This is a genomic window from Xenorhabdus sp. KK7.4, assembly GCF_963876465.1.
GTDB classification, from domain to species: Bacteria; Pseudomonadota; Gammaproteobacteria; order Enterobacterales; family Enterobacteriaceae; genus Xenorhabdus; species Xenorhabdus stockiae.
In genome coordinates this window covers 1-11,554 of sequence record NZ_CAWNQF010000076.1, presented here as the reverse complement: position 1 = coordinate 11,554, position 11,554 = coordinate 1, and the positions used below count along the sequence as shown (strand labels likewise).

At 48.3% G+C, this 11,554-nt stretch carries 15 protein-coding genes; all 15 read right to left on the bottom strand.

Translation table 11 applies throughout. The features are described from left to right. Positions 1-2 precede the first annotated feature (2 nt). Complete coding sequence (locus AACS90_RS12365) at positions 3-1,421, bottom strand: packaged DNA stabilization protein (protein ID WP_099122950.1); 1,419 nt, start codon at positions 1,419-1,421, stop codon at positions 3-5. A gap of 7 nt (positions 1,422-1,428) precedes the next feature. Continuing rightward, positions 1,429-1,890, bottom strand: a complete 462-nt coding sequence (locus AACS90_RS12360; protein WP_099122949.1) for a packaged DNA stabilization gp4 family protein — start codon at positions 1,888-1,890, stop codon at positions 1,429-1,431. Then, a complete protein-coding gene (locus AACS90_RS12355) occupies positions 1,871-2,056 on the bottom strand; it encodes a hypothetical protein (protein ID WP_099122948.1) in 186 nt (61 codons plus the stop codon). The genes AACS90_RS12360 and AACS90_RS12355 overlap by 20 nt, the downstream gene beginning before the upstream one ends. A 3-nt stretch (positions 2,057-2,059) precedes the next feature. Further along, positions 2,060-2,353: a DUF2829 domain-containing protein gene (locus tag AACS90_RS12350; protein WP_206601853.1), complete on the bottom strand. Its 294-nt coding sequence runs from the start codon at positions 2,351-2,353 to the stop codon at positions 2,060-2,062. Between the two features lie 12 nt (positions 2,354-2,365). Next, a complete protein-coding gene (locus AACS90_RS12345; protein WP_099122947.1) occupies positions 2,366-3,619 on the bottom strand; it encodes a P22 phage major capsid protein family protein in 1,254 nt (417 codons plus the stop codon). Positions 3,620-3,639: 20 nt separating this feature from the next. Beyond that, the gene (locus AACS90_RS12340; protein ID WP_099122946.1) at positions 3,640-4,533 is read right to left on the bottom strand and encodes a scaffolding protein; all 894 of its coding nucleotides are present in this window, start codon (positions 4,531-4,533) and stop codon (positions 3,640-3,642) included. Positions 4,534-4,675: 142 nt separating this feature from the next. Then, a complete protein-coding gene (locus AACS90_RS12335; protein ID WP_099122945.1) occupies positions 4,676-6,829 on the bottom strand; it encodes a portal protein in 2,154 nt (717 codons plus the stop codon). A gap of 1 nt (position 6,830) precedes the next feature. Next, positions 6,831-8,267 (bottom strand): phage terminase large subunit family protein, encoded by a 1,437-nt coding sequence (locus AACS90_RS12330; RefSeq protein WP_099122944.1) that lies wholly within the window; start codon positions 8,265-8,267, stop codon positions 6,831-6,833. After that, positions 8,245-8,727 carry a DNA-packaging protein gene (locus tag AACS90_RS12325; protein ID WP_099122943.1) on the bottom strand — a complete coding sequence of 161 codons (483 nt, stop codon included), beginning with the start codon at positions 8,725-8,727 and terminating at the stop codon, positions 8,245-8,247. Before AACS90_RS12325 ends, AACS90_RS12330 begins: the two co-directional genes overlap by 23 nt. A 54-nt stretch (positions 8,728-8,781) precedes the next feature. Further along, positions 8,782-9,006, bottom strand: a complete 225-nt coding sequence (locus tag AACS90_RS12320; protein ID WP_099122942.1) for a DUF2560 family protein — start codon at positions 9,004-9,006, stop codon at positions 8,782-8,784. Positions 9,007-9,076: 70 nt separating this feature from the next. Further along, positions 9,077-9,307, bottom strand: a complete 231-nt coding sequence (locus AACS90_RS12315; RefSeq protein WP_099122941.1) for a hypothetical protein — start codon at positions 9,305-9,307, stop codon at positions 9,077-9,079. Positions 9,308-9,406: 99 nt separating this feature from the next. Then, entirely contained in the window at positions 9,407-9,856 is a 450-nt protein-coding gene (locus tag AACS90_RS12310) for a lysis protein (RefSeq protein WP_099122940.1), read from the bottom strand. Further along, positions 9,853-10,287 carry a lysozyme gene (locus AACS90_RS12305; RefSeq protein ID WP_099122939.1) on the bottom strand — a complete coding sequence of 145 codons (435 nt, stop codon included), beginning with the start codon at positions 10,285-10,287 and terminating at the stop codon, positions 9,853-9,855. Before AACS90_RS12305 ends, AACS90_RS12310 begins: the two co-directional genes overlap by 4 nt. Further along, the gene (locus AACS90_RS12300; RefSeq protein WP_193757256.1) at positions 10,271-10,603 is read right to left on the bottom strand and encodes a phage holin, lambda family; all 333 of its coding nucleotides are present in this window, start codon (positions 10,601-10,603) and stop codon (positions 10,271-10,273) included. Before AACS90_RS12300 ends, AACS90_RS12305 begins: the two co-directional genes overlap by 17 nt. A 257-nt stretch (positions 10,604-10,860) precedes the next feature. Next, on the bottom strand, positions 10,861-11,554 hold a 694-nt coding region (locus AACS90_RS12295; protein ID WP_099122937.1), incomplete at its 5' end, for a site-specific DNA-methyltransferase.

Sequence of the window (11,554 nt, the reverse complement as noted above, 5' to 3'; positions counted from 1 at the left end):
ATTTACTCCAGTCTAATCTGGCAACCCGATAGCGTTACGGGTGACTGGGTAATGATGCGAACCTTAAAGCCAATGTTTTTGCGTACCCTACCCACACGCCGCCACAAGATGCGTTTGTCATAGAGAAAGGGGGCGTTCTGACTCATCATCTGCTCCCGACCGTAGTTGATACCATCGGTAGTGGCAGACAAGAACAAGCGATCAGCGTATTGAGCAACGTCCGTCGAGGCTTCCAGTTCAAAATCAAATACCCTGGCATTATCCGCTTTGAACATGGGCGTATACAGCAAGTGTTCCTGCTGCTGGCCGTATTGCTCTGAAGAAGAAAAATTAAGCTGTCCGCTCACGCATTCTTTTTTATCCCCCACCGTGATTTGATTGCCCTCAAACATAAAATCAATACCACGGTAGATATCATCATATAAGCCGGTCTTTAGGATGCTCCATTGTGGCGCATTCTGACTGGCAGCAGCGTCATAACACAACACATGACGGGGAAGATGAATAATCAGTAGCTCATGTGCATCAAAGCGGACGGTTTCCATGACACCGACTGCCAGTTCATCAGCCGTGTATTCTCGCAGTATTTTCTCTATGGATGCTGTAGCAATGGAGGCAACTTGCCCTTGCCGGATCACATAGACAGAGGGTGATCCTGTCGCCTGATGGCTGATAATGGCGTGTGAGTCACCAAATACCGTTTTACAATGCGTTCCTGCAATGCCCTTTTGTACCATCAGGGAAGGCTGGGCCACATAAATTGCTGCTTGTGCATCTGTGGTACCCGTCAGCGAAAAATACTCAATGGTGGAAGAACCAAAACACACGACAAAATCACGCCATGTATCAATGCCGATAATGCCATCAGGCTGAGACTCAGCACGATATAACGCCCGGTATCGGTCTGGATGGGATTCATCTTCCAAATCGGTCACACCGAAAGTATCCGTCCCGTCTTTTACCCAGATATAACGACCACGGGAACGACAAATATCCCGCACGGAGCCGATATCATATTGTGAGTACCCATATGAAGCAGGCCAGTTCTCCAGTCGCTTAACCGTGCCATCATAACGATAAAGCGACATCACACCATCAGCGGAAACAGCCTGACTGTGATAGCTATGCGCCATACTGACACGACCAGCGCCGGAAACATGGCCGATAGTATGAGAGCCTCTGTACAGCTTATTCCCCAGCACGCGATACACTGCCGACTCCTTAGTATTAAACTCAGCGCCACGTGATACGCCTGCGACATCATTGCGCTGAGTGATACCGGGGAAAGAGCGGAGATAGCCGGATGCACCTAATATTTCCTTTGGTGTGGCCAACATATTGACCGGAAGCAGATCGACATAATCAGCATCATGGTAGTTTTTACCATTCCCCTTCATCAGGGGGAGTTGTTGTATTGGCATCACTCACCTATGTCATAGGGTTATTTTTTTCAATATAAAAGCGATCCCATGAGAAGGCTTTTCGATTACCCGCTCCTGTCGGCATATCATTGCGCCTTTCCAGTGGTGGAACTGTTGTCAGGGCGATACAGATGCTTTGATAAGCTGCATCTGCCGATGTTAACAACGCATCCGAAGGTTGAATCACATTATCCATGCATATTTGCACCGCCAGCTTTAAAGAAACGCCATCATTAGCCCAGGCGGGTATTCCTGAATCATCATCCGGCATGGGTTGAACGCCATTAACTGAGTCAGCAAACCGATAGCCTAACTCAATGCCTTTCACCTGCCATTGCGCCATCATGTCCTCTAAGTCACCGATGGAATCCTCAACAGACTGCGGCTCTGCATCCATCAGCGTGGCATCAGAATACAACCCGGCTTTTCGCAGTGCCTTAAGGACTAAATCACCCTTGGTTTTCGCCATCTTTTACCGCCTCATTACGCTTGGGCTTCTCTACAGTTTCGTGTGGGTGTTTTACCCAGCCTTGCTTTAAGCTGCCTTCGATTTCTTCATTAGCAACAACAAGATAATCCAGTGAATAAGGGCCGCAGGTGATCATTGTGCCCTGTTTATACAGCATGGTTTTCATGTATCACCCCAAGATAATCCAATCGTTAGCTAAGAGATCGGTTTGACTAGCAAGCCATCCCACGACTAGCTTGTTATCAGCAGTTTTCATGCAAATTGAATCAACGAAAGCAGGTTCGCCTAGATATTCGCCATAGCCATATTCAAGTCCTCTTTGTAATTCCGTTCCTTTAATTAAGTACAGGAACATCCCTTTTCCGTTCCAACCATTACGGGCGATATGCTTACCTTGTTTCAGGGCGTCTAATGCTTCACTAAATGTAATCATTGTAATTTCTCCAAAATTAGAAAGGGGCATAAGCCCCTCAGGTTACTGTCCCGCAATGACCAACCCGACATACTCCGGCACCAGTACGGAACAGCCATACAGTGTGGTGAAACGGGTTGTGGTGACGCCTTTGATGTGGTCAAAGGAATAAGACATGATCAACGTTGCACCCTGTTCAGTGGTGGCGGTCATGACTTGTGGGCCTTGTCCGGTAGGAAAGGCCAGTTTGCCGTACATCAATTCGACGGAACCATCAGCCCAGAACAGGTTAGTTGGCGCAGCGTTCTTGTTCAAAATAGTGATTGTCGCCCCGTTTACCGCATTAGCGTTAACGTTGGCATAAGGCTGGCTGGCCACATCAGCATTATCAGGCGGTAAAATCTGCGGAGAAATAGTCGCCGTAGAACCACTGACAGCCAGCACACGGAAAACCTGTAGCTGATCGGTGGTGTCTTTTGTTATCTGATGCACGGAATACACATCGGCAATGGTGAAAGCGTCACCAACCTGCAAGCCCTCACCGGACAATGTGATCGGCCCCTGACGGTTATCAACCGGCATATCATTCATATCTTTCGCCACGACTTTATGCTTGGGAGCGGCTGCCAGTGTTAATGCCGCTGATGTCCCTTTTGGCACACGACCTGAGATATCGGTCTTATAGCTGTCAAAGCTGGCAACTGGGGGGATCTGCGCTTTTTCATAAGCCGTCAGTGTTGTCCCCTGTGCATAGGCACGCATCCCCAACTCACCTGCCAAGTCTTTATAGTTGAACGGGTTCCAGAAACTGCGGCGGTTAATGCCCTGTGGAACACCAATGGCGGTCATGGTGGCATCAATACCGGCTGCGCAGTTCCATAAATCACGCCCCTGACCGCCAGAGGTATTATTTGCCATTGCGATAACATTCGTTGCACGTTGGGTTGCCACCTGAATAAGATCGGAGTCAATCTGGGCTGCTAAGCGTTGACCTGCCGCGCGGCCTGCTTCTGTTTTGTGTTCTGGGTCACGCATCTCTCTTGCGTCCAGTGTGTACAGAATGTTTTTGGGTTCTTTGAACACAGACGGAACGAGACGCTGAACTAACGCCGTGGGTTGCTTATCGGAGAGATCAAGTCCTTCTTCTACGTTCATGTGGTAGTGCTGAGGGCGATAAATCACATCACCGGCCCGTTGCATGGCGGTATCGCCGGGGCGGAATTTCTTTGCATTACGGGAGACTACGCCAGCGGCTTCAAAGCCGTCCACGTAGTTTTCAAACATGATTTCCAGGTCTTTTGCTAATTGATTAGCCATATTTCATCTGCTCCGATGGATTATTTCTTGGCTCTTTTAGCGGCGAAGTATTTATCCCAATTGCCGCTTTCGAGTGCGTCTGATTTCAGTTTTTCTAAATTATTCAGTGCCGCGCCATTGCCGCCTTTAACTTCCGGCGTAGTGGCTGCGTTATTCTTGGGTTTTGGCATAATTCTCGCTTTTGATTCAATCGAACCAATCAAGCGACCAATGGCCACGGGATCAGTGGCATTGGCCATTTGCTGGCGCAGTTCTGCATTGCGTCCCAACGCTAAGACGACCATTTCCGGCTTCTCAGCAAAATGCAGGATCATGGCCTGAATCACTTCCGGCACATCATCAATCACTGCCTGTTCAGCTTGTTGATAGCTGGGCACTTTCAGCGATTTCACTCGCTCCTGATAAGTCGCCATTTTCTGCTGATGCGCTTGCTGCAATGCCTGCTGTTGCCGGTCTTGCTCTGCCTTTTGATTAAGATACTGGCTGTTTTTATCGGCCCATTCGGTCATCCTGGTTTGATAAATATCCTCATCCCAATCAATGCCTTCATCAGACAATTGCGGCATACGAGGTTGCTGGACAACCTGCTGTTGAAACTCAGGCTGCTGAGGCGGTTGCTGCTGGCGACGAAACGCTTTCAGCTCTTTATCTTTTTCCCTGATGGTGCTGCGCAGGTGTTTAACCAGCCCCTGATCCTTTTCTTCATCACTGGACGGCGAACCCAGTTCTTCTTCACCAAAGTAAAATGCCTGCTCTGAATCAATATCGTTAACTTCAGCGCTGGTATCGACAGTGTTGTTATCGCCAACGTTGTTACTATCAGTATCATTCAGTACGTCGCCGCCCGGAATTTGCTCAGGCGCGGTGTTATTCAGATCATTTTCTGCTGGTGTGTTTTCTGCCGTATCAAACATAAAGACCCCTTAGTTACTCGATATAAGCCCATCGGAAGGCAATAGACTGCCCAGCCTCATCAAGACGACCTGAGCGGGATTAGGTTGGTTATTGGTTAAGTTGTTGCGTAGTGGGTTGCATAGACTGGGTTAAATCCATGCTTTAGGTATGATTTTGCGCTGTCCCTTTCAGCATCAGTTCAGTATCAGCACGGGCATTGTCTCCTTGCTGTTGTTGGAACTGAGAAAGCAGTTTGAGCGCTTCACGGATATCGGATTTTTGCTGACTATCTGCTGAGGCGAGGATCTTAACCACGTTTGCCGCTGCAACCTGAGCATCTGCCTGAGCCTTGAATGCTTTAACCTGTATCTCAGCCTGTTCATTCATGGTTTTCTGCATTTCTGCCTGTGCCAGCTTATCCTGCGCCATGGCTGCGATCATTGCTGGGTCAGGCTGTGATTGCTGTTGCTGAGCCTGAGCAACCCTTTGTTCTTCTTCGGGGTTTCTTGGCTTCACTACCCCGGACAAAAGAAGCTGCTTACGGTTGTACTCTTTCAGATCGTCCAGGCCTTCACCATCCATGTTATCCAGCACAATGGAAGAAAGCAGATCATGCTTTGGCGTTCCCGGAGGCACAAGCGCAAGCATATCAAGCAGACTTTTAACCGTAGAATCCCGTCGATTAACGAATGACTGACCCACATCCACGGTAACCTCATATTTGCCCTGAGAGAGGTCATTAAGCGCAACAGCCTCACCGGTTTGGCGGTCGATAACCTCACCGCTCATCAAGGCGACATCATCAGTGCCATCTTCATTCACCACCCGCATTGGTGTGTCGCTGCCATAGACCTCACGCGCCATTGAAAGCCAAATCACACCGGCGCGACGCAATGACTTAGCCATATTATCCATATAGATATAGCTCTGCGTATCCATCCGGTTAAATATGCTATCAACGGTATCGGTGGCAATGTTGCTCGGCATATTCTCAAGCTGACTAGCGCCGGTGATTTGTTGGATAGCGGTGCCGGTGTATTGTAAAAGCCCGGCAAGCGCGGGCGGCATCTGAGTAGGCGGCGTATAACTACTTACTTGCGCCTGTGCGGTAATCTCCCCTGATTTGTTTTTTAAGCTCACCATTGGCAGATAGGCGGGACGCTTTTTATTACGTTCAGCCCAATGACTGGCAAGCGGTCCCGGTATCATATCCACATCAACGACAGGAATACCGTCACCGCCTGCCTGCGTCGCGTTATCGGCAATCATGGAAACCATCAGGTTCTCAAGGCGCTGGGCATCCATGGCTTTGGCGGCATGACCTTCTATGCGTTCCTGATTATCCACAAACGAACGTCGACCATAGACCGGCACCAAAGGGATATGCTCACCGGGAATTCTTTTCGGCTCTTCTAACCAGTCAGAACCGGACAACAATCCGCAGTAAACCCGGCGTTTCTTAACCTGTCGTTCACCCAGCTTTTCAAAGTCACCCTCTGCCAGCTCATCAATGATGTCTTTGATTTGCTCTGAATCGTAAACCGCCGTCGCGCCCGTGATGGGGTTACGCCATGCGCTAATCTGGGTTTTTTCTATGCGAACCTCGTAATAACGGGCTACATAAACGGCGTCAGGGGTTGACCAGTCATACTGCGTTCCGGTGTCATCCCGGTTAAGTCTGGTCATATTTGATGTAGGATACTCGGCCTTAAATGCCTCTGGCGTCATCGAGAACATTTCCAGCGCCCACATGGCATCACTCCGGTCATACTGCTTGCTGTCCTGATCGAAGAAAACACAGGTGGCCGGATCGTAAATGGGCACTAAACTGATCCGGCGCTGCTCATTACCGGGGTCCATCTCGTCCTCATAGTCAGCACACAGACGAAAGCAACCAAAGCCACCGACGACAGCATCATCGAACGCGTTATCACACGCCTCACCGCCTGACGTTTCCTGATAATCAGCCCGGAACTTGCCGTTCATTTTTTCTGCTAATGCTTCAGAGGCCTGATTGTCTTTCGGCCTGAATTTCACGCTGATACGGTTCTGTCGGTATTCGCCAATAATGCGATCACATTCACGGGCAATCTTGTTTAACTCAAAGCGAGGATAATGCTCAAAACGGCCTTCTTCAAACGAATAGCCCGCGTTGGTGCTGCCTTCCCACTGAGCACCCGCCACACGCACAAAGCGCTGAGCCTCAACCACCTGCTCGCGCATACTCTGGCTGCCGGCATAGGCTTTATCGAAATTACGCAAGACCTTCTGATGCCAGTCAGCCAATTCATTTGTTGTTTTACCTTCGTTTGCCATATCAACCTACACCACAAGGAATTTTGTAATCAGCGTAATCATGAGCCTTTGGCCTGCCGACTTCGCCATAACGGATAGCATAACGCCGCATCATGTAGGCATATCTGACGGCATCCAGAATGTCGTCACGAACCTTCACAATCCTGCCTTTTTCATCACGATGATAAAAATTGTATTCTTCGAAGAAGTCACGCAGGCCAGAAAAAACTTTCCATTTTCCCCGCCTCATCAGGTCGTATATTTCAAATAATCCCGGCTCGACTGAACGACTGCCATCTTCCCACTGGGCAGGCTCAAGCAACATATCGAAACCCGCTTCTTCATAGTATGATTTCTGCTGTAACCCTGAGCCTTTCTCGGTTTGTAATCCATCGTTAGGCCATGCCGTGGGAACGCCATCAGCCCATGGCTTAACGGCACTGAATGCCTCGGCGGGTGATACCTGCCTGGCTTTGTAAGCTCGGGTGACATAGAACGTTTCATTCTCAGTGTCCCATGCCAATTGCACGTGAGCTTGTGGGTGATCCCAGCCAAAATCCATACCATCAATCACAAACCAGTGTTCAGGGATAGGAAATGGGTCACATTTAATGTAATCCTCGCCTAAATCATAGATTCGACCATGACCCAGCATAGGAATACCTTTAGTTCGCATATCACGCTGATGAGGAGGAAATGAGGCTAACAAGTCCTCTTTAACCTTCTCACTCAAATGCGGCGCATCATCCCAACCCACATTCATACAAGTCTGGGCAACTGAAGGGTTATCCATGAAGCCGATAACTAAATCCGTTCTGCCGTTTTCAGGTGTAAAAGTCAGAATCCCCCTGCCACCCTGACCTTGGTCACCTGTCGCGGTACGGGTTAAAACCTGCGGGTAAATCGTGGGATCTTTTGGCTCCTCGTCGATATGAAACCAGTCAACACTGTCACCCATGAGGGCATGCTGGCCTTGTGAGTAGGACCAGAATTGAATTTTTGCCACACCACCAGAGTTATGCCTGACGTAAGCTGTTCTTATGCCATTGGGCGTGCCCTGCATTGGCTCAGTATCAATGATCAATTCACCCGGAATCAATCCGCCAGACCAGCCAATATCAGTCTTCCTGCCAAGTATGGGCGTTTGAAGCAGATCCCGGCATTTTTCACCAGAATAACCCAGGCACCAAATCAACGGAGCATGGTCAAACTGATAGCCTGACCAATCATCAGGGTAATCCCCCATGGCGTGAATAGCATCAACGTAAGTGGCTGTATCGGTCTTGCCAACGCGGTTAGCTGCAATCAATGCGACCTGAGAATATTCAATGCTCAGTGCGATAAACTTCTTTTGCCAAGGGTAACGAGTTTCATAGTAGGATTTGTAACGATAGACTTTTGCTCGGCGTTCTTTCTCTTCAAGGAGCCTGAGAAGCTCAATTTTCTGCTCCCTTGTCATGGTTCAGCTCCTTAATACGCTTATCTATCTCATCGTCGGTTAAATCGGTCACCGTTTGGTTAACCACTTTTTTCTCGGCCAATCCTAAATCTCTAGCGATGATATTAGGGTTAAGGAGATCTGCCGCCGCTCCAGCGAATTTTTGGTCATATATCACCCTGTCAGCTCGCGAAACGACAGCAGATAAATCTTCTCTGACTCTGTATTGACGCCATGTTTCTTCAGTGATATCCAAAAACAAGCAAAGGCCGTTCAATGTCATCGCCCTCATCTTGGGTATCTTCTCTTGAGTCACTACACCTTGAAAGGCAAACGGCTTAACTTCCCATAATGGATTTAGCTCTACCCATTCAAAGTATTCGCAACATGCGGTCCATAATTGCTCTGGGCTTTCGAATTTAGGCTTGCACCCATGGCTACTTCTCATCTCCCAAAATCGATTCCCTTTTGGTGCTGCCATATTTCCTCCTTAACTCATTATTCAGCCCACTCAGTGAATTGGCTGTGTGATGAACTAATTGAATAAGCTCAATGCCTCTTGAGCATTACGGACGGCTTTATCTGCTCTGGCCACAACACCGGATTCGGTTTGCACGAGCTTGTATTGATCTTTGAAGAGCTCAAACTTCAGCGTGTTATCACCAATGAACTCAATGGCTTTCTGGGCGGCTGCCGTATCATTCATCACGAGGCGTAAGACATCCAGCCGCATTTGCTGGGATGAAGTGAGTTCTGTCATTTTTGGGTTCCTTGAAAAGAAAAAGCCACCACGGGATGTGATGGCTAGGGGTTACTGTGATGAATTACTATTAAATTTCGCTGGATGCTTTTTTGAGTTTTTCTTTCGCCAGTTCAATCGATCTATCCTTAACTTCACTAACAGATAGAGATTCACTATCTGACAAGAAAATCTCAGTTACAAAGCGATAATCATCATGGCCTTCAGTTGCAGACATAATAAGCTCCACAATCAGCCCGTTCTGGTAATTACCATCAATATAATCTTTAACTGGTGTCATATTTTTAACTACAAATTGCATGGTCATTCCTTACTAACATGTTATTTATTGGAAGGGCCATTTTAATTTTGCTGCGGTTTTAATACAGTTGTTACAATTGTTTCAGGCTTTAAACAAATCTCACCCACACTGCGCTCTAACATACTCCTGCAACCCCAAGATCATTTGCTCTGAGGTTGCAATGTGCTCTCTGAGTAACCAATAATTTCGGACAGCGGCGTCTGTAGGTCGGGCGGTGACTGCATCATCCATGCCGGAGGAGGAAGTGGTTTCAAACACGGGACACTCGGCTTTGATGTACACCCGCTCAGGATGAACAAGAGAAGCAGTGTGCAGCCGGTTAATTTCAGTCTTGGCATTGGCGAGTTCCTGAGTGTGTTTGGTGTCTAACTCATGCAGCATGTCAATATGCGTGTTCTGGTAGTTAATTCGGTCGGTCAGTTGCTGGATTTCGGTTGCTTGGTCACTGTTAATACCGAGCTGTTTCTTATACCCAGATCGATAGAGGTAAGCAGCACCGGAGGCAATAATCAGCGCAGCAATAACGCCGTTGGTGAGATTGAATTTCATAATAAAAACATCTGGCGTTCAGATGCCCTACGCTTAGTCAGACCGTTCATTACCTTACCCGCTGCCTTATTCCATCTCTGGAATTCATCGGCGGCATCCTGGTAGCCACCCGCATTGAGTTTCTTCAGCAACGTCGAACGAACAAAGTTACCCGCACCACAATTGAAGATTAACGAGCACAGTGCATCAAACTGCCCCTGACTTAGTGGTACCTTCACGGCTGATTCAAGGGTGATGTAGATAGGCTGAAGGTCATCATGAAGGAATGCGTCGGCCTGCTGTTCGGTGATAACTTGCCCCGGCTTGACGTCTTTTGTATGACCGTAACCAATCGTCCACGGAGTACCACCCGTTGCCGGATCGGGGTAGGCTTTCAGTTTCAGGCCTTCATATTGCTTAATACACTCCAGACCTTTAGTGCTGATTTCCATCAGAAGTGCCTCCCGCTTTCTTCTCTGCCGCCTTACGCAGCAGCTGACCAATAAAGTCTGTCCCCAGATAGCCAACCACCACACTGCCGATGTAGGCTAAATCAGGATTCAGACCAAACAGATTTAATACGTCACGAATGAACCAGGCGAACATGGCACACATAAAGGCATCAATTGACACCTTTAGCCAGCCGCCGCCGTGATAGCGACCGCGAAGAAATGCCATTGTCCCAGCAAGAGTCGCCAAGATACCATGCTCTTTTACCGAGACAAGCCAGTCACTGAGGTGTACCCAGATAGTAGGATCTTCTTTCATCTTCATATTTCCACCCCATCAGAACAATGGGCGTCCGTGCGGGGTGAAATAGGTTCGCCCCTATGAGTTGTTGTTAATAGGATGCCAACCACAATGGAGATACAAGATCCTGTGAATGATTACGGTGGCAAATTGGGTTAATGAACTGATAGACACTTCTTGTTTTCACCCCTCAAATAAGGGAGAAAAAACGGAAATGTGTTATAAAAAGGCCATGCAGGAACACAGCCTTGAGTTTGTAAGTTGAGCTGTAACTGCTAAGTTAACAACTGGTCGTTAATCTCTTGCTCTGTCTGCTTAAACCGTTCTTCTTCCAGCTCAACGCCCAAAGCCCGGCGGTTCAGTTTCAGTGCCGCCTTCAGTGTCGCCCCGGACCCCATAAAGAAATCGGCAACCAGATCCCCTTCACGGCTGCTGGACTGGATAATATGTGCCATCAGGTCAGCGGGTTTTTCGCAAGGATGTTTGCCCGGGTAATATTGGACAGGCGCAAATTGCCAGACATCGGTATAAGGCACGGCGGCGGTGACCGTGAACGAACGGCGCATTAAACCGTATTCCTGACGCAATTCTTCATATTGGCGCGATAATGTCAGGTGAGATCCCACCAGTTCATCATAGGGCTTGTTCAGTTCGCCACACTGGTGCTTTTCGTTAGCAATACGGTCAAACAACACCTGTAGTTTTTGATAATCCACTTCATTGGGTAACTGCCATTGGCTATCGCTAAACCAGTGACTGGCCATCTGCTTTCCAGTGGCCTTGTGAATGTCTTTTGCCGTGATACCTAACGTTTTCCGGGCATCACGAAAATAATCGATGAGTGGTTTAAATACCGACTGTTTCAGTTCGCGGCATTGCTTGAAATAGCCATCGCCTTTGGGATGATAAGGTCCTTGATAATGCTCGGCAAAAATGATGCGTTCTGTAGCCGGGAAATACATTCTCAGG

Excerpts from the sequence above, each read along its gene's own strand:
- AACS90_RS12350 (WP_206601853.1), bottom strand. The coding sequence starts at position 2,353 with ATGCCCCTTTCTAATTTTGGAGAAATTACAATGATTACATTTAGTGAA.
- AACS90_RS12320 (WP_099122942.1), bottom strand. The coding sequence starts at position 9,006 with ATGACAGAACTCACTTCATCCCAGCAAATGCGGCTGGATGTCTTACGC.
- AACS90_RS12360 (WP_099122949.1), bottom strand. The coding sequence starts at position 1,890 with ATGGCGAAAACCAAGGGTGATTTAGTCCTTAAGGCACTGCGAAAAGCC.
- AACS90_RS12345 (WP_099122947.1), bottom strand. The coding sequence starts at position 3,619 with ATGGCTAATCAATTAGCAAAAGACCTGGAAATCATGTTTGAAAACTAC.
- AACS90_RS12305 (WP_099122939.1), bottom strand. The coding sequence starts at position 10,287 with ATGGAAATCAGCACTAAAGGTCTGGAGTGTATTAAGCAATATGAAGGC.
- AACS90_RS12330 (WP_099122944.1), bottom strand. The coding sequence starts at position 8,267 with ATGACAAGGGAGCAGAAAATTGAGCTTCTCAGGCTCCTTGAAGAGAAA.
- AACS90_RS12310 (WP_099122940.1), bottom strand. The coding sequence starts at position 9,856 with ATGAAATTCAATCTCACCAACGGCGTTATTGCTGCGCTGATTATTGCC.
- AACS90_RS12300 (WP_193757256.1), bottom strand. The coding sequence starts at position 10,603 with ATGAAAGAAGATCCTACTATCTGGGTACACCTCAGTGACTGGCTTGTC.
- AACS90_RS12340 (WP_099122946.1), bottom strand. The coding sequence starts at position 4,533 with ATGTTTGATACGGCAGAAAACACACCAGCAGAAAATGATCTGAATAAC.
- AACS90_RS12335 (WP_099122945.1), bottom strand. The coding sequence starts at position 6,829 with ATGGCAAACGAAGGTAAAACAACAAATGAATTGGCTGACTGGCATCAG.
- AACS90_RS12315 (WP_099122941.1), bottom strand. The coding sequence starts at position 9,307 with ATGCAATTTGTAGTTAAAAATATGACACCAGTTAAAGATTATATTGAT.
- AACS90_RS12365 (WP_099122950.1), bottom strand. The coding sequence starts at position 1,421 with ATGCCAATACAACAACTCCCCCTGATGAAGGGGAATGGTAAAAACTAC.
- AACS90_RS12355 (WP_099122948.1), bottom strand. The coding sequence starts at position 2,056 with ATGAAAACCATGCTGTATAAACAGGGCACAATGATCACCTGCGGCCCT.
- AACS90_RS12325 (WP_099122943.1), bottom strand. The coding sequence starts at position 8,727 with ATGGCAGCACCAAAAGGGAATCGATTTTGGGAGATGAGAAGTAGCCAT.